16 protein-coding genes are annotated in these 17,067 nt (G+C 71.8%); 10 read left to right on the forward strand and 6 right to left on the reverse strand.

The window, feature by feature from the left end; translation table 11 throughout:
* Positions 1-108: 108 nt before the first annotated feature.
* Positions 109-594: a roadblock/LC7 domain-containing protein gene (locus tag O7601_RS28990; RefSeq protein ID WP_281564210.1), complete on the forward strand. Its 486-nt coding sequence runs from the start codon at positions 109-111 to the stop codon at positions 592-594.
* Positions 595-1,273: 679 nt separating this feature from the next.
* On the opposite strand, the gene ppdK is transcribed toward O7601_RS28990, so the two are convergent.
* Positions 1,274-4,009, reverse strand: a complete 2,736-nt coding sequence (ppdK, locus tag O7601_RS28995) for a pyruvate, phosphate dikinase (RefSeq protein ID WP_281564211.1) — start codon at positions 4,007-4,009, stop codon at positions 1,274-1,276.
* A 312-nt stretch (positions 4,010-4,321) separates the two neighbouring features.
* Between ppdK and O7601_RS29000 the strand changes: the two genes are divergently transcribed.
* Together O7601_RS29000 and O7601_RS29005 are read left to right on the forward strand one after the other, a co-directional pair.
* Entirely contained in the window at positions 4,322-6,223 is a 1,902-nt protein-coding gene (locus O7601_RS29000) for a beta-N-acetylhexosaminidase (RefSeq protein ID WP_281564212.1), read from the forward strand.
* Between the two features lie 587 nt (positions 6,224-6,810).
* Positions 6,811-7,467 carry a C39 family peptidase gene (locus O7601_RS29005; protein WP_281564213.1) on the forward strand — a complete coding sequence of 219 codons (657 nt, stop codon included), beginning with the start codon at positions 6,811-6,813 and terminating at the stop codon, positions 7,465-7,467.
* Between the two features lie 244 nt (positions 7,468-7,711).
* Here the strand turns inward: O7601_RS29005 and dusB are convergent, their stop codons facing one another.
* From dusB to O7601_RS29030, 5 genes are all read right to left on the reverse strand, one after another.
* The gene (gene dusB, locus O7601_RS29010) at positions 7,712-8,890 is read right to left on the reverse strand and encodes a tRNA dihydrouridine synthase DusB (RefSeq protein ID WP_281564214.1); all 1,179 of its coding nucleotides are present in this window, start codon (positions 8,888-8,890) and stop codon (positions 7,712-7,714) included.
* A 24-nt stretch (positions 8,891-8,914) separates the two neighbouring features.
* Complete coding sequence (locus tag O7601_RS29015; RefSeq protein WP_281564215.1) at positions 8,915-9,760, reverse strand: hypothetical protein; 846 nt, start codon at positions 9,758-9,760, stop codon at positions 8,915-8,917.
* 135 nt (positions 9,761-9,895) lie between these two features.
* Positions 9,896-11,275, reverse strand: coding sequence for a glycine--tRNA ligase (locus O7601_RS29020; protein WP_281564216.1), 1,380 nt, complete (start codon positions 11,273-11,275; stop codon positions 9,896-9,898).
* Between the two features lie 112 nt (positions 11,276-11,387).
* Positions 11,388-11,834, reverse strand: a complete 447-nt coding sequence (locus O7601_RS29025; protein ID WP_281567086.1) for a hypothetical protein — start codon at positions 11,832-11,834, stop codon at positions 11,388-11,390.
* Positions 11,835-12,075: 241 nt separating this feature from the next.
* Positions 12,076-12,417, reverse strand: coding sequence for an antibiotic biosynthesis monooxygenase (locus O7601_RS29030; protein WP_281564217.1), 342 nt, complete (start codon positions 12,415-12,417; stop codon positions 12,076-12,078).
* A gap of 29 nt (positions 12,418-12,446) precedes the next feature.
* Between O7601_RS29030 and O7601_RS29035 the strand changes: the two genes are divergently transcribed.
* The 7 genes from O7601_RS29035 (at position 12,447) to O7601_RS29065 (ending at position 16,977) form a co-directional block, all read left to right on the forward strand.
* Complete coding sequence (locus O7601_RS29035; protein ID WP_281564218.1) at positions 12,447-12,704, forward strand: hypothetical protein; 258 nt, start codon at positions 12,447-12,449, stop codon at positions 12,702-12,704.
* 54 nt (positions 12,705-12,758) lie between these two features.
* Positions 12,759-13,763 carry a metal ABC transporter substrate-binding protein gene (locus O7601_RS29040; RefSeq protein ID WP_281564219.1) on the forward strand — a complete coding sequence of 335 codons (1,005 nt, stop codon included), beginning with the start codon at positions 12,759-12,761 and terminating at the stop codon, positions 13,761-13,763.
* Positions 13,760-14,524 carry an ABC transporter ATP-binding protein gene (locus tag O7601_RS29045; RefSeq protein WP_281564220.1) on the forward strand — a complete coding sequence of 255 codons (765 nt, stop codon included), beginning with the start codon at positions 13,760-13,762 and terminating at the stop codon, positions 14,522-14,524. The genes O7601_RS29040 and O7601_RS29045 overlap by 4 nt, the downstream gene beginning before the upstream one ends.
* Positions 14,521-15,390 carry a metal ABC transporter permease gene (locus O7601_RS29050; protein ID WP_281564221.1) on the forward strand — a complete coding sequence of 290 codons (870 nt, stop codon included), beginning with the start codon at positions 14,521-14,523 and terminating at the stop codon, positions 15,388-15,390. The genes O7601_RS29045 and O7601_RS29050 overlap by 4 nt, the downstream gene beginning before the upstream one ends.
* A 37-nt stretch (positions 15,391-15,427) precedes the next feature.
* On the forward strand, positions 15,428-15,727 hold the full coding sequence (locus O7601_RS29055) for a metalloregulator ArsR/SmtB family transcription factor (protein ID WP_093407467.1): 300 nt from the start codon (positions 15,428-15,430) through the stop codon (positions 15,725-15,727).
* Positions 15,728-15,815: 88 nt separating this feature from the next.
* On the forward strand, positions 15,816-16,214 hold the full coding sequence (locus O7601_RS29060) for a transcriptional repressor (protein WP_281564222.1): 399 nt from the start codon (positions 15,816-15,818) through the stop codon (positions 16,212-16,214).
* Positions 16,215-16,365: 151 nt separating this feature from the next.
* Positions 16,366-16,977 (forward strand): hypothetical protein, encoded by a 612-nt coding sequence (locus O7601_RS29065; protein WP_281564223.1) that lies wholly within the window; start codon positions 16,366-16,368, stop codon positions 16,975-16,977.
* Positions 16,978-17,067: the final 90 nt, after the last annotated feature.

Raw genomic sequence — 17,067 nt, forward strand, 5'->3', positions numbered from 1 at the left:
ACGGGATCGCACTCATCGACATCCACGGGTAGCGTCGCCATCGCGGAACGTCACCTGTTGCGGCGATACCCGACCGGTGGGAGAGACACGCTCGTGAACGCGGAAACGATGATGGGTACCGAGCTCCGGGGGCTGCGCCGACGCCGTCCCGAAATCGCCGGCACGGTGCTTGCCGGCACTGACGGCCTGCTCATCTCCAGCGATCTGCCCGCGACCGACGCCACTCACCTGGCGGCGCTGGCCGCAGCCAGCTTCGGCCTCGGGCATCGGATGGCAGCCACCGTGCGGCAGGGCGAGTTCCACGAGTCCGTGGTGCACAGCGCTGCCGGCTGCGTGGTCACCTTTCCGGCCGGTCGCGACGCCCTGCTGACCCTGGTCACCGCACCGGGGGCGGATCTGGTGGCGCTACGCGAGGAGGCCCGAGGGGTGGTCCGGCGTACCGGCCCGGCCCTGGCCGCCTGCCGCCAACCGACGCTGCTGCCGCACCAGACGGATCCGCACGCCCCGCTGGCGGTGCGCACCCCGATGGCCACGATGCCGAACCAACGCCCCCGCCGCGCGCAGTCCATCACCTGGCGCCGCCCTCCGATCTGACCCACGTCAGTCACCGGGCGGCATCCACACGCGCCGCCCGCCACGTCATGCGCCCACGCGCCGCACTACCCGTGCCCGCGCCAAGCCACACACCGCCCCATGCGCCACCCCGCACGCCGCACACCGCACAACGCACACCGGCCCATGGGCCACCCCGCACGCCATGCGCCACCCCACGCCACGCCGCACGCCCCGCGCCAAGCCGCACGGCACGCGGCACGCTATGTACCACGCCGCGCCACGCCGCACGCCCCGCGCCACGCCGCACGCCCCGCGCCACGCCGCACGCCCCGCGCCACGCGGCGCGCCACGCGCCACGCCGCACGCCCCGCGCCACGCCACGCGCCACGCCGCATGCCACGCGCCACGCTGCACGCCGCGCCACGCCGCACGCCGCGCGCACCCATGCGCCACCCCGCGTGCCCCGCGCGCCCCGCGCGCCATGCAGCAACATCGGGGATGTTGCTGTCTCACGGCCGCTCGACACAGCAACATCCCCGATGTTGCTGTGCTCCACGGCGCGGCGCGGCGCGGCACGGCACGACGCAGCGCGGCACGGCACGGCACGACGCAGCGCGGCGCGGCGCGGCGCGGCGCGGCGCGGCGCGGCGCGGCGCGGCGCGGCGCGGCGCGGCGCGGCGGGTATGCGGCTCGCCCCGGGGCGGGGCGAGCCGGCTGGTCAGCGACTGTCCGAGCCGCTGGTGACCACTGCCGCTCGGCCGGCCTCCAGCCGCGCCACCGGCACCCGGAACGGCGAGCAGGAGACGTAGTCCAGCCCGACGGAGTGGAAGAAGTGCACCGAGTCGGGGTCACCGCCGTGCTCGCCGCAGACCCCGAGCTTGAGCCCCGGGCGGGCCGCCCGCCCCTCCTCGGCGGCGATGCGGACGAGCCGACCGATCCCGTCGGCGTCGATGGACTCGAACGGTGAGATGCCGAAGATGCCCAGCTCCAGGTAGCGCCAGAAGAACGCCCCTTCCACGTCGTCGCGGGAGAAGCCCCAACCCATCTGCGTCAGGTCGTTGGTGCCGAAGGAGAAGAACTCGGCGGCCTCGGCGATCTGCCCGGCGGTCAACGCCGCCCGGGGCACCTCGATCATCGTGCCGATCAGCACGTCGACGTCGCTGCCACCGACCACCTCGGCGATGATCCGCTCGGCCTCGGCGCGTACCGTCTCCAGTTCCTGGACCGCACCGACCAGCGGGACCATGATCTCCGGGCAGGGGCGTACACCCTGGCGGGTGCACTCCACGGCCGCCTCGGTGATGGCCCGGACCTGCATCGCGAACAGTCCGGGGATGACCAGGCCCAGGCGTACGCCGCGCAGCCCGAGCATCGGGTTCTCCTCGTGCATCCGGCGCACCGCCGCCAGCAGCGCCTCCTGCTTGGCGACGTCCTCGCCGCGCTCCTGGGCGACCGCCACGTTTACCGCGAGCTGTTCCAGCGGCGGCAGGAACTCGTGCAGCGGCGGATCGATCAACCGGACGGTGACCGGCAGGCCGTCCATCTCCCGGAAGATCTCCACGAAGTCGGCCCGCTGCAACGGCAGCAACGCGGCGAGCGCGTCCTCCCGCTCAGCCGGATCGCGGGCCAGGATCAGCCGCTCCACCAACTCACGCCGGTCACCGAGGAACATGTGCTCGGTGCGGCACAGCCCGATGCCCTCGGCGCCGAAGCGCCGGGCCCGGGCCGCGTCGGCGGCGGTGTCGGCATTGGTACGCACCGCCAGCCGCCGGCTGGCGTCCGCGTGCGACATGATCCGGTGTACGGCCTTGACCAGAGCGTCGTCCGTGGTGGCCGGGTCGAGTTCACCCTCGAAGTACCGCACCACCTCGGACGGGCTGACCGGCACCTCGCCCAGGTACACCTTGCCGGTGGTGCCGTCGATGGAGACGACGTCGCCCTCGGTGACCGTGTGTCCGGCGACGGCGAACCGCCGCTTCGGCACGTCGATGTCCAGGTCGTCGGCGCCCGAGACGCAGGTCTTACCCATTCCCCGGGCCACCACCGCGGCGTGACTGGTCTTGCCGCCCCGCGACGTGAGGATGCCCCGGGCGGCGATCATGCCGTTCAGGTCGTCCGGGTTGGTCTCCCGGCGGACCAGGATGACGGCCTCGCCCTCGGCGGCCAACTCGACCGCGCGGGCCGAGGTGAAGACCACCTTGCCGACCGCCGCGCCCGGCGACGCGCCGATGCCGGTGGCGACCGGCTGGAACTCGTGGTCGAGCTGGAAGCGCGGGAACATCAGCTGGGCCAGTTGTGCGCCGTTGACCCGGTGCAGGGCCTCGCCGAGGTCGATCAGGCCCTCGTCGACGAGCTGGCCGGCGATGACGAACGCGGCGGCGGCGGTGCGCTTGCCGACCCGGGTCTGGAGCATCCACAGCTTGCCGCGCTCGATGGTGAACTCGATGTCACACAGGTCCCGGTAGTGCCGCTCCAGCCGGGCCATGTAGTCGAGCAGTTCGTCGTAGGAGTCCTTGTCGATCCGCTCCAGCTCCTGCAACGGCACGGTGTTGCGGATGCCGGCGACGACGTCCTCGCCCTGCGCGTTGGCCAGGTAGTCGCCGTAGATGCCCTGGGCACCGCTGGCCGGGTCGCGGGTGAAGGCGACGCCGGTGCCGGAGTCGGGACCGAGGTTGCCGAAGACCATCGCCACCACGTTCACGGCGGTGCCCAGGTCGGCCGGGATGCGCTCCTGCCGGCGGTAGACCATCGCCCGCTCGGCGTTCCACGAGTCGAACACCGCGCGGACCGCCAGGTCCAGCTGGTCGCGCGGCTCCTGCGGGAACTCCCGCCCGGTGTGCTTCGTGAAGATCTTCTTGTACGCGTCGACGAGCCCACGCAGGTCGTCCGCGTCCAGGTCCAGGTCGAGGTCGGTGCCCTTGGCCCGCTTGGCCTCGTCGAGCGCGTGCTCGAACTCCTCGCCCGGCACGTCGCAGACGGTCTTGCCGAACATCTGGATCAGCCGCCGGTAGGAGTCCCAGGCGAACCTGTCCGCGCCGCCGGAGGCGGCCCGGTCGGTCGAGCCACCGGCCTGCCGGGCCAGTCCTTCGACGCTGCGGTCGTTGAGACCGACGTTGAGCACGGTCTCCATCATCCCGGGCATCGAGAACTTCGCCCCGGAGCGTACGGAGACCAGCAGCGGGTCGTCCGGGTCGCCGAGACGCCGGCCCATCTCGCGCTCCAGCGCCGTCAGGTGCGCGCTGATCTGGTCGGCCAGTCCGGCCGGTTCCGCACCCGTGTCGAGGTACGCCCTGCACGCCTCGGTGGTGATGGTGAAGCCGGGCGGCACCGGCAGGCCGAGATTGGTCATCTCGGCCAGGTTCGCCCCCTTGCCGCCCAGGAGGTCCTTGAGATCCTTGTTGCCCTCGGCGAAGTCGTAGACGTACTTGTGCTCAACCGTCTCTTGCGCTGCCACCAGAGCCTCCCACGCGCCCGGATTGACACTTAACGAAGGTTAAGTTTTCTGATACCCCGAATCCATGGGCTGGCAATCCGGGGAGTCGTGCCGATCGGTGGGCGAAGGCTAAGCGAACAACGAGCGGCTCGGGAGCATTCGGTGACAATAGGCACAGCATTCACGACTGTTCGCGTTCGACAGGGCTTCTGGGAACGGTTCCACGCGCACATTCACGCAATTGCCGACCCCCTCGTACCCTGGACGGCACGCTCCGTCACCACCCCGCACCATTGCCACAACCGCCGCGAATACACCCCCTCGGGAGTCCTCGTGTCCGCCGCAGCCAGCACCGCACCGGAACCACTCGACCCGTCCCACCTCGCCGACGTCCCCGCGCCGCCTGCTGCGGCGCCCACCCCGGACGCGCAGACCGCCGCAGCGGATCAGAACGCCGCAGGTGGCGGGACCGCCGCGCGGGCGAGCACCACCACCCGGGCCGAGACCGCCGCACCGGCGAACGCCACCGAGACGGCGGCGCGCGCCGCCGCCACCCAGGCTGCCGGGCGTACCACTGGCGAGCTGGCCCGGGCGGCGCAGCGGGAGGCGGCGGCGCTGCTCGCACCGCCGGCACCGACCCGGCTGGGCGACGTGGTGCCCGCGCCGGAACGGGTCGAACCGGACAATACGGCCGACTACCTGCTCGCCGCCGACGCGGTGATCCGGGTCAGCGCGGACCCGGCCGCCGGGGCCGTCGCCGGGCATCTCGCCGCCCTGCTGCGCCCGGCGACCGGATATCCGCTGCCGGTCACCGAGGCCGCCACGCCCGTACCGTCCGGTGGCATCGCCCTCGCTCTGACCGGCGAGGCGGCACTGGGCGCGGAGGGCTACCGGCTCGACATCACCACCGACGGCGTACGCATTGCCGCCGGCACCCCCGCCGGTCTCTTCCACGGGGTGCAGACGCTGCGGCAGCTGCTGCCGGCCACCGTCGAGAGCGTGACCCCGGTCACCGAACGCTGGGTGCTACCCGGCGGATCTATCCTCGACCGCCCCCGGTATCCGCACCGGGGAGCGATGCTCGACGTGGCCCGGCACTTCTTCGGCGTCAGCGATGTGCTGCGGGTGATCGACCACCTGGCCCGGTACAAGCTCAACCGGCTGCACCTGCACCTCACCGACGACCAGGGCTGGCGGATCGCGATCGAATCCTGGCCCCGGCTGGCCACTGTCGGCGGAGCCGGCGCGGTCGGCGACGCCTCCGGCGGCTACTACACCCGGGCGGACTACCAGCGGATCGTGGCGTACGCCGCCGAGCGGCACATCACCGTGATCCCCGAGATCGACCTGCCCGGTCACACGCACGCGGCGCTGACCGCGTACGGCGAGCTGGCGCCCGACCGGGTCGCACCGCCACCGTACGCCGGCACCGAGGTCGGCTTCAGCTATGTCGACCCGGCCAGCGAGCGCACCTTCGACTTCGTCGCCGACGTGCTCGGCGAGATCGCCGCGCTCACCCCAGGCCGGTGGCTGCACATCGGCGGCGACGAGGCGTTCAAAGTACCCGCCGAGGTGTACGCCGCCTTCGTCGAACGGGTGCAACGCATCGTCGCCGGGCTCGGCCGGGAGGTGATCGGCTGGCACCAGATCGCCCCCGCCGCCCACACCGACCGGCGGATCCTCCAGTGGTGGGGCACGACCGGCGACGATCCGGTGACCGCCGAGGCGGTACGCCGGGGCGCCCGGCTGATCCTCTCCCCCGGCAACCACGCGTACCTCGACATGAAGTACGCCCCCGACACCCCGATCGGGCACGACTGGGCCGGCCTGATCGACGTACGCCGGGCGTACGACTGGGACCCGGCCGGCCACCTGGCGGGCGTACCGGCCGAGGCGGTGCTCGGTGTCGAGGCGCCGCTGTGGACCGAGTCGGTGACCAGCCTCGCCGAGATCGAGTTCATGCTGTTCCCCCGGCTGCCCGCCATCGCCGAGTTGGGCTGGTCACCCCGGTCGACGCACGACTGGGACGGGTTCCGCGACCGACTGGCGGGGCACGGCCCACGGTGGGCCACGGCGGGCATCGCGTATCACCGCTGCCCTGAACTGCCCTGGTCGGCGACGCCGTTGCCCGCCCCGCGCAGGCCGTCGACCGGCGCCGAGCCGGCTGGGCAGCCGCCGGTCAGCCATTCCGGCGAGCCGCCGGACCGTCCAGAAGCAGCTCCAGACCGAGGGTGAAGCGGTCCACCGGTCCGTCGGCGAACAGTGCGTCGCGGCACCGGCGCTGACCGCCTTCCTCACCTGCGCCACGCTCGTCGCCCTCGACCTGCCGGGGTGCTCCCCGGCGCGCCGGGTGGGGCTGTTCGAGCGGATCACGATGTATGCCGGGTTCACCTGGCTCAGCGTCGCCGCACCCGACTCCCGACCCGCCTGACACCCGCGTCACCATGTGACCGGGTTGTCCGGTTCGCCGGTGGCCGAGGCCACCCCACCGGCGGAATCGCGGGCCGGGTCCGGTGGTTGTACATGGGGTAACCACGGGCGCCTCCGAGCGCCGCCCCCGGCCCGGGTCGGAATGACCCCCCGCCGTCGGGCGTTACACCTCCGGACGACAATGCCAGGGCGACCGCCTCCCCGCGACGCCCACGGAATGGCCCAGGCCCACCCGGCGTTACATGTGGCCGGGCCGCGAGCCCCCGGTGTTACCCCGCATCCCGGGACACCGGACGAACGCCACGAAGTCTTCCCCTTTTCGCATGGCTCGCCCGCATCCCCCATTCGCGGGCGGAGCCGCGCGCACCCCCGACCGAAAGGTGTAGATCATCATGGCTACCACCATTCTGCGCAAGACCGCCCTGACCATCGCCGCTGCCGCCGCCACCGCCGGTGGCATCGCCGGCCCCGCCGTCGCCGCCCAGGCCACCCCCGGTGTCCAGGCGAGCGCCGTGGTGGCCGACCGCAAGCCCGGTGGCGAGCGCGAACTGGGCGTCCGCTACGAGGCACAGCCCAACTTCTACTACTGCGGTCCCGCTGCCGCCCGCAACGCGCTTAGCGTGCAGGGCAAGAACATCGACGTGGACACCATGGCCAAGGAGATGCGTACCACCGAGGCCGGCACCAACTCCATCAACGACATCACCCCGGTGCTGAACAAGGAGACCGGCAAGGACGTCTACAAGTCGGTCGAGATCTCCGACGCCAAGGCTGACGACAAGCAGACCGACAAGCTGCGCGACGACATCGTCCGCACCGTCGACGACGGCCGTGCCGTGGTCGCCAACATCGCCGGCACCGCCACCGACACCGACGGCACCACGCACAGCTTCGAGGGCGGCCACTACATCAGCGTCGTGGGCTACCGCGACGGCGGCGAGACGGTCACCATCGCCGACTCCGCCGACCCCGCCCAGGCCTCCTACCGGATGAGCGTCGACGCCCTCGCCGACTGGATCGCCACCCGCGGCTACAGCGCCACCTCCTGACCAACCGAACACCACGAAGGGCCGACCCCACCCGGGGTCGGCCCTTCGTCGTCTCTCCCCGAACCACCACCCCGGGATACGACAACATCGGGGATGTTGCTCCCTCGCCGTGGCGTGACACAGCAACATCCCCGATATTGCTGTGCTCCCGCCAGCAGGGGGTGGTCGGGGCAGGGGGTGGTCGGGGCAGGGGGTGGTCGGGGCAGGGGGTGGTCGGGGGCGCAGGCATGGGGGCCGGGGCGGGTCAGCCGCCGGAGTCGTCCAGCTCGGCGCCCTCGGGGACGGTGTCGTCGTCGCGGCTGGCCAGCCAGCCGTCGGGCAGGAAGACCTTGCCCGGCGAGTTGGTGCGCCCGCGCGGCTGGCCCAACGTCTCCACCGGGAACGGCGCCGCCGGGTCGAGCTTGCCGAGCAGGTCGTCGAGCTGGGCCAGGCTGTCGATCATCGCCAGCGAACGGCGCAGCTCGCTGCCGACCGGGAAGCCCTTGAGGTACCAGGCGACGTGCTTGCGGAAGTCGGTGCAGCCGTCGCGTTCACCTCGGGCCGGGTTGCGGGCGCCGGCGGTGAACTGTTCGACCAGCAGCTCGGCGTGCCGGCGCATGGTCACCGCGACCTCGCCGAGGGTGGGCAGCCGCCGCTGTGCCGAGTCGTCGAACGCCGCCTCCAGGTCGGCGAAGAGCCACGGCCGGCCAAGGCAGCCGCGACCGATCACCACGCCGTCGACCCCGGTGTGCGCCACCATCCGCAGCGCGTCGTCGGCCTCCCAGATGTCGCCGTTGCCGAGCACCGGCACGTCGAGCGCCTGCTTGAGGGTGGCGATGGCGTCCCAGTCGGCGGTGCCCGAGTACCGCTGCGCGGCCGTACGCCCGTGCAGGGCGACCGCGGCCACGCCGGCCTCCTGGGCGGCGAGCCCCGCCTCGACGTACGTCAGGTGCTCGTCGTCGATGCCCTTTCGCATCTTGACCGTGACCGGCACCCCGGCGGGTGCCGCGGCGTCCACGGCGGCCCGCACCAGGCGGGCGAAGAGCCGCCGCCGCCAGGGCAGCGCCGCGCCGCCACCGCGCCGGGTCACCTTCGGCACCGGGCAGCCGAAGTTGAGGTCGATGTGATCGGCGAGGTCCCGCTCGACCACGATCCGCACGGCGGCAGCTGTGGTCTCCGGGTCGGTGCCGTAGAGCTGGAGGCTGCGCGGTCGCTCGTCCGCCCCGAACGCGATCATTCGCAGCGTCTTGGGGTTCCGCTCGACCAGGGCGACCGTCGTGATCATCTCGCAGACGTAGATGCCGCCGCCCTGCTCCCGACAGAGCTGCCGAAAGCCGACGTTCGTGATGCCGGCCATCGGGGCGAGCACCACCGGTGGCCACACCTGGTGCGGCCCGATGCTCAGCGACGGCCGGTCGGCAGCGGGAGGGAGGGCGGTTTCCACCGCTCAAGGGTACGGGGACCGTGGTCAGCGCCGCCGCCACGGCCACCGGCGGCCGCCGCCACCGGACGCCTGCCGGACCAGCGCCTCCGCTGCCCGCAGCTTCTGCTGGATCTCCGTCCCGCTAACACCCAGCAAGTCGGTCAGCAGGATGCCCTGCTTGACCACCAACCCGGCACGCTCGACGTCGCCGATGGCCACCAGCGCGTGCGCGTAGATCGAGTACGTGTTGGCCAGCTCCCAGATGGTGATCGGCTGATGCGGGTCGAGCGCCTTGAGGCGCAGCTCCGTCGCCCGGGAGGCGGCCAGCGCCGCTTCCTGAGCATCGGTCGCCGCGCCCCGCTGCTGGTGACGGTGCAGCAGGGCGTTGCCGTAGTTGTGGTAGGCGGTGGCCATCGCCGCACGGGTGCGCGGCCCCGCGCCAGGCGGCGGACCGGCGGTGTTCAGCCCGATGCCGAGCGCCTTGTCCAGCAGCTCCAGCCGGACCTCGGGGCTGCCGGCCACGAACGCCGACTCGCCGCAGTCCACCATCGCGGTGATCAACTCGCCCAGCGCCTCGTCCCGGCGCGGCTGGGTCGGATCCGGATGCTCTGCCGCCACCGCCTCATGGATCTCCGCGAACAGCACGATGGCCTGGTGGCCCGACTCCTTCGCCCGGTCGTGGCGACCCATGGCGGCCAACACCATGCTGTGCCGCCACAGGGCCCGAGCCAGCTGACGCTGATCGTGCCGGTCGACCTGGTCGCCCGCGACGGCCTGCCGGTACGCCTCAATGACCCGCAGCCAGAGCACGTCCGCCTGCTCCCAGCCCGCCGGCCGGGTGGAGTACTCCCGCGCCCGCTCGAAGATCTCCTCGCGTCCTTCCGGCTCCACGTCGTTGGCCCTTCGTCGTCTCCGTGCGGGTACGCCCGCCTGAAGACATCATTGGCCATGGATACCAGTCGGCTCGACCGTCGATCCGTCCCGGGCCGCCGGGTTCAGACCGGCGTGCCCGGGCGGAGTCGGGGATCAGCAGCCGGGAAGGTGGTCGATCAGGTAGCGCTCGACCTGGTCCAGGCCGATCCGTTCCTGGGTCATGGTGTCCCGGTTGCGCACGGTCACCGCATTGTCGTCGAGGGTGTCGAAGTCGACGGTGACGCAGAACGGAGTGCCGATCTCGTCCTGCCGACGGTAGCGGCGGCCGATGGCCTGCGAGTCGTCGAACTCGACCACCCAGCGCTTGCGCAGGTCGGCGGCGAGCTGCTTCGCCTTCGGGGAGAGCGCCTCGTTACGCGACAACGGCAGCACCGCCACCTTGACCGGGGCCAGTCGCGGGTCGAAGCGCATCACGGTGCGCTTGTCCACACCGCCCTTGGTGTTCGGCGCCTCGTCCTCGTCGTACGCCTCCAGCAGGAAGGCCAGCACCGCGCGGGTGAGGCCGGCGGCCGGCTCGATCACGTACGGGATCCACCGTTCCTGCTTGGTCTGGTCGAAGTACGACAGGTCGACGCCGGAGTGCTTGCTGTGCGTGGACAGATCGAAGTCGGTGCGGTTGGCGATGCCCTCCAACTCGGCGAACTCGGTGCCGCCGAACTGGAACCGGTACTCGATGTCGACGGTGCGCTTCGAGTAGTGGGAGAGCTTCTCCTTGGGGTGCTCGTAGAAGCGCAGGTTGGTCTCGGACAGACCGAGGTCGCGATACCAGTTCCAGCGCTCGGCGAGCCAGTACTCGTGCCACTGCTCGTCGGTGCCCGGCTCGACGAAGAACTCCATCTCCATCTGCTCGAACTCGCGCGTACGGAAGATGAAGTTGCCCGGGGTGATCTCGTTGCGGAACGACTTGCCGGTCTGCGCGATGCCGAACGGCGGCTTCTTGCGGGCCACCGTCTCCACGTTGCGGTAGTTGACGAAGATGCCCTGGGCGGTCTCCGGCCGCAGGTAGTGCAGACCCTCGTCGCTCTCCACCGGGCCGAGGTAGGTCTTCATCAGGCCGTTGAACATCCGCGGCTCGGTGAAGGTGCCCTTGTTGCCGCAGTTGGGGCAGTTCAGCTCGGCCAGCGAGGTCGGCGGGCGGCCGTGCTTGGCCTCGTACGCCTCCTCGAGATGATCGGCGCGGAACCGCTTGTGGCAGGACTGGCACTCGGTCAGCGGGTCGACGAACGCCTCCAGGTGCCCCGAGGCGGCCCACACGTCCCGGGCGAGGATCACCGCGGAGTCCAGCCCCACCACGTCGTCGCGCTGCTGGACCATGGTCTTCCACCACTGCCGGCGGACGTTCTCCTTGAGTTCCACCCCGAGCGGACCGTAGTCCCACGCCGAGCGGGTGCCCCCGTAGATCTCGCTGGAGGGGAAGACGAAGCCCCGGCGCTTGGCGAGGCTGACGACGGCGTCGATACGGTCGGCTGGCATTTTTCCTCCTACGCCGACTGGCGGTCGGCGGGGACGTCACGGTCGGCGGGGACGGCTCGGGACCACGGTACGACCGGTGCGGTCCCGAACCCAGCACATTACCTGCGGCCGGTCAGTTGACTCCGCAGACCTCCATGCCACCGGTCTGCGGATCCTGCGCGAGCACGACCTGCTGGCGCTCCTGCCCACCTCCGCGGTAGGTCACCTCCACCGGCACGGTGAGCGTGGTGGTGTCCACCTCACCGACCCGGTAGGAGGAGATCTGCGGCTCAGCGGCGGAACGGCGTTCGAACTCCTGCCGGGACTCGCGCCGCCGGGCGTCCTCGCAGAGCTGTTCGTAAGCCCGGCCGTAGTCGCCGTCGGAGAGGGCCCGGTAATAGTCGCCGGAGACCGTTCGGCCCTGCTCCTCGATCGCCTGTACCCCACTCACCAGCAGGCCGACGATCGCCGTGCCGCCTCCGCCGCAACAGAGCAGCAGGGCCAGCGCCCCCGCGCCGAGACCGAGCCAGAGCCGGGACCGACCTCCCTCGGTCGGTGGCGCCGCGAACGGCGGCGCCACCCCGGGCCCGGGCGGCGGCGCGTCGGTGCCGGGCGGCGGCGCGTCGGTGCCGGGCGGCGTGGTCGGGCCGGTGGCAGCTGCGGGCCGCGCACCGGTGCCGTCGGTGGACGGCGGGCCGGATGGGGCCGGCGTGCCGCTTTCGTCCGCCGCCTGAGGTCCCTGCTGGCCGGGCAGCGAGGAGTCTGGTGGTGGGGCTGCCGGTCCGGGAGCGGTCATGGGAGCCAGCGTAGTGCCCGGCGACTCAGCGGTAAGGACCCGCAGCCCGGTCGCTGGCGACCGTGACCACGTCTCCGCCCGGTGCGGCGGTCGCCAACGGCTCGTACGCGGACGGCTCGTCGACACTCTCGGCGAGCAGCGGCACCGCCGTGATCTTCACGTCGAACCCGCCGAGCGCGCGGCGGTAGGTGCCCACCGACTCCCACTCGGTGACCAGGCACCAGTGACGCGGGTCGTCGAGCGCCCGGACCAGCTGTCCGCGCTGGTAGCCGGGCCGGGCGGCTAGCGCGGCGAGGGCCGCGTGAGCCCGGGTGGCGAACGCCTCCGCGACGTCCTCGTCGACCACGAACCGGTTGGTCACCAGCACCGGCTCCTCCTCCTCGTAGAGTCTGTGGGATGCAGCGTACGCAGCCTGGGATCGCCGGCCGACTGGCCCGGACCAACCCGACGACGGTGTTCCTGGTCACCCTCCTTCTCGCGCTTGTCGCGTTCTTCACTCCGGGGGTGGTCGGCGGGCTGTTGACGCTGCTGCTGGCCGGCGCGCTGGCGGCTCTGCTGGTGACCACCTGGTCGGTGCAGACGCCGCAGACCCGGACGATCCGGCTGATCGTGCTGACCCTGCTGGTCACGGCCGGTCTGGTGAAGCTGTTCTGACATGCAAGCATGCGTTTTTGACAATCATTGTCGTTGTCGCGGAAAGTCGAGGACATGACCTTCCGCCCCGCCCCGCGCGCCCTGGCCACCGCCACGGCCGCCCTGCTCGCCCTGACCGGCGTCACCGCCTGTTCGAATGACGACAGCCCGGCCGGCGCCGACCCGCAGCGGGTCGACGTGGTGGCCGGTTTCTACCCGTTGCAGTTCCTCGCCGAGCGGATCGGCGGCGACGCCGTGACCGTGACCAACCTGGCCCGCCCCGGCGCCGAGCCGCACGACCTGGAGCTCAACCCGGGTCAGGTCGGCCAGATCAGCGAGGCGGAACTTGTCGTCTTCCTGCACGGCTTCCAGCCCGCCGTGGACGAGGCGGTCGAGCAGCAGGCCGGTGACCGCGCCTTCGACGTGGCGACCGTGGAACCCCTGCTGGACGCCACCGCCGGTGGCCACGACCACGGCCACGAAGGCGAGGAGGACGAGCACGGCCACGAGGACGAGGAGCACGCCGAGGAGGAGGAGCACGCCGAGGAGGCGGCCGACGGCGCCAAGGACCCGCACGTCTGGCTGGACCCGACCCGGCTGGCCACCATCGGCGACAAGCTCGCCGAGCGGCTCGGCACGGCCGACCCGGACCGCGCCGACGAGTACACCCAGCGGGCCGCCACCCTGCGTACCGAGTTGGAGGAGCTGGACGCCGAGTTCACCGAGGGGCTGAAGACCTGCCAGCGTCGGGAGATCGTGGTCAGCCACACCGCGTTCGGCTACCTGGCGCAGAAGTACCAGCTGGAGCAGATCGGCATCACCGGGCTCACCCCGGAGGACGAGCCGTCCCCGCAGCGACTGGCGGAGGTGACCGAGGAGGCCCGGGAGCACCAGGCCACCACGATCTTCTTCGAGACGCTTGTCAGCCCGAAGGTGGCCGAGACCATCGCCCGTGAGGTCGGCGCTCAGACCGCCGTGCTGGATCCGATCGAGGGCCTGTCAGCCGAGGGCGACGGGGACTACCTTTCGGTGATGCGTACCAACCTGGAGACCCTGAGGACGGCGTTGAGCTGCTCGTGACACCTGATGTCATCACCGTCACGCACGGGGTGGTCGGCTACGACGGCCGCCCCGTGCTTCGTGACGTCTCAATTACCGTGACCGCCGGTGAGGTGGTCGCGATTCTCGGCGCCAACGGCTCCGGCAAGTCCACCCTGATCCGCGCCATTCTCGGGCTGGTTCCGCTGAGCGCCGGCACCGTGACCCTCTTCGGCCGGCCGGTCCGCCGGTTCCGCCAGTGGCACCGCGTCGGGTACGTCCCCCAGCGACTCGGTGCCGGCAGTGGCGTACCGGCCACCGTCGCCGAGGTGGTCGCCGCCGGCCGGCTGGCCCGCCGGGGGATCCTGCGCCCACCCGGGCGCGCCGACCGGGAGGCCGTCGCCGAGGCGCTGCGCGCCGTCGGCCTCGCCGACCGGGCGAAGGACCCGGTCAGCACCCTCTCCGGAGGGCAGCAGCAGCGCACGCTCATCGCCCGCGCCCTGGCCGGGCAGCCCGAGCTGCTGATCCTCGACGAGCCGACGGCCGGCGTGGACGCGGCCAGCCAGGAGGCGTTCGCCGGTGCGTTGCGCGACTTCACCGTCGGCGGAGGCACCGTGCTGCTCGTCGCCCACGAGTTGGGCCCGCTGCGCCCGGTGATCGGCCGGGCGATCGTCGTACACCAGGGGTTCGTGGCGCACGACGGCGCCGTGCCGGAGCCGGCCGGCCACCACGCGGCGCCGGACCACGACCACGTGCATCCACACGGTCCCGAGGAGCCCGCCGGGCTGTGGAGCGCACGATGAGCCTCTTCCAGTACGAGTACATGCAGCTTGCGCTGGTCAGCGCTCTGATCATCGGGCTGACCGCGCCCGCGCTCGGCATCTACCTGGTGCAGCGGCGGCTGGCGCTGATCGGCGACGGCATCGGGCACGTCGCACTGACCGGGGTCGGTGCCGGCCTGCTCTTCCAGACCTCCCCCGTGATCATGGCAGTGATCGCGGCAACCGCCGGCGCGGTCGTCATCGAGCTGATTCGTGAACGCGGCCGTACCTCCGGCGATCTGGCCCTCGCGCTGCTCTTCTACGGCGGCATCGCCGGCGGGGTGGTGCTGGTCGGTCTCTCCGACAGCACCAGCTCCAATCTCAACGCGTACCTGTTCGGCGCGTTGAGCACGGCGTCGCGGGCGGACGTCGCCACCATCGCGGTGCTGGGTACGGCCGTGCTGGTGGTGATGATCGGGCTGCGGCCGGCGCTGTTCGCCGTCTGTCACGACGAGGAGTACGCCCGGGTATCCGGCCTGCCGGTGCGCGCGCTCAACCTGCTGCTCGCGGTCACCACGGCGATCACGGTGACGATCGCCATGCGCGCGGTCGGCGTGCTGCTGATCAGCGCGCTGATGGTCGTCCCGGTGGCCACCGCGCAGCAGGTCACCCGAGGGTTCCGCAGCACGATGGCGGCGGCGATGGCGTTGGGCCTGTTCGCCGGTGGCGCGGGCATCTGGATGGCGGCGACCGCCGACACCGCGCCCGGCGCCTCGGTGGTGGTGCTCGCGATCGCCTCGTTCGTGGTGGTCACCCTGCTGGCCGCCGGTTGGCGCCGGCTTCGGCGGGCCCGACCCCAGCCCGCGCCGGCCCCGGAGCCGCACGAGGTGGTGCTCGGCGGGTCCTGATCACGAGCGGCTCGCCGGTATTGGTTACCGTTGCAGGGTGACCAGCGGATCCGGCTATGACGCGTACGAGGGTGCCAGCGAGTTGCTGCGCGCCCTCTCGGCACCGATCCGGCTGGCCATCGTCAGTGAGCTGGCCGGTGGTGAGCGCTGTGTGCACGAGCTGGTGGACAAGCTCGGCGTGGCCCAGCCGCTGGTCTCCCAGCATCTGAGGGTGCTCCGTGGGGCGGGCGTGGTCCGGGGTTCCCGGCGGGGGCGGGAGATCGCGTACACCCTGGTCGACGAGCACGTCGCGCACATCGTGGCCGACGCGGTCAGCCACGCCGGGGAGGGATCATGAGCGAGCGGAGTGGCGTCATGAGCGAGCGAATCATCAGGCTCATTGCGGACGTGCCTCATGACGGCACGCAGCGGAGCGGAGTGGCGTCATGAGCGACGGTGGTACGGCGGTTCGCAACACCCGTCAACGGTCGGCGGTGAGCGCGCTGCTCGCCGAGACAGAGGGCTTCCACAGCGCCCAGGAGCTGCACGCGATGCTGCGCGACCGTGGCGAGCGGGTCGGGTTGACCACGGTCTACCGGACATTGCAGGGGTTGGCCGACGCGGGCGAGATCGACGTGATGCGCCCACCGGGCGGCGAGCACCTGTACCGCCGGTGCAGCGAGGGGCACCACCACCACCTGGTCTGCCGGGCCTGCGGTCGCACCGTCGAGGTCGCCGGCCCCACCGTGGAGACCTGGGCCGATCGCGTCGCCGCACAGCACGGTTTCACCGACGTCAGCCACACCCTCGAAATCTTCGGCACCTGCCCCACCTGCGCCCGCTGACCCCCCACCTCCCACCCGTCGATCTTGCACCTCTGGTCGGTACGAATACTGCCAGAGCGGAAATATCGGCGACCACAACTGCAAGATCGGCGAGGTCTGGCGGGCAGTTGTCGGGGTGCCGGGCGGTGGGGTCCGTGGCAGGCTGTCCGGCGTGAAGATCTACGCTGATCGTTTCCCGACCGCGCTGCGACAGCTGCTCACCGATCTGCTCGTCATCGCCTGGGTGTACGCGACGATCCGAGGTGCGCTGTGGCTGCACGATCTGGTGCAGAAACTCGCCGTACCCGGGCAGAAGCTGGAAGGGGCGGGCGGCGGACTTGCCGACAACCTCGCCGAGGCCGGCGGCAAGGTCGGCCGGGTGCCGTTGGTCGGCGACGAGCTGACCGCCCCCTTCGAAAGGGCGGCCGGCGCCGCCCGCTCGCTTGCCGAGGCCGGCCGCGACCAGCAGGAGTTGGTCGACCAGTTGGCGTTGGCACTGGCCATCGGGCTGCTGATCGTGCCACTCGGGTTGGTGGTGTTCGGCTGGCTGCCGCTGCGGGTGCGCTGGATGCGCCGGGCCGGCTCGGCGGCGGCGCTGGCCGCCGCACCCGCCGGCCGGGATCTGCTGGCCCTGCGCGCCCTGGCCGGCCAACCGCTGCGCAAGCTCACCCGGATCGCCCCCGACGTCGCCGAGGCCTGGCGCCGAGGCGACGACACGACGGTCGATGCCCTGGCCGCCCTCGAACTCCGCCGCCTAGGCCTCCGCGACCCCCAATCCCCCTAACCCCCACACACCCCCCTCCCACCCGCACACCCACCCACCCACCCCCTCCCCCACCCCGGCCTGGTCGATCATGAAGTTGTTGTCATCGAC

Origin of the sequence: Verrucosispora sp. WMMD573 (assembly GCF_027497175.1) — a bacterium.
Taxonomy (GTDB): Bacteria; Actinomycetota; Actinomycetes; order Mycobacteriales; family Micromonosporaceae; genus Micromonospora.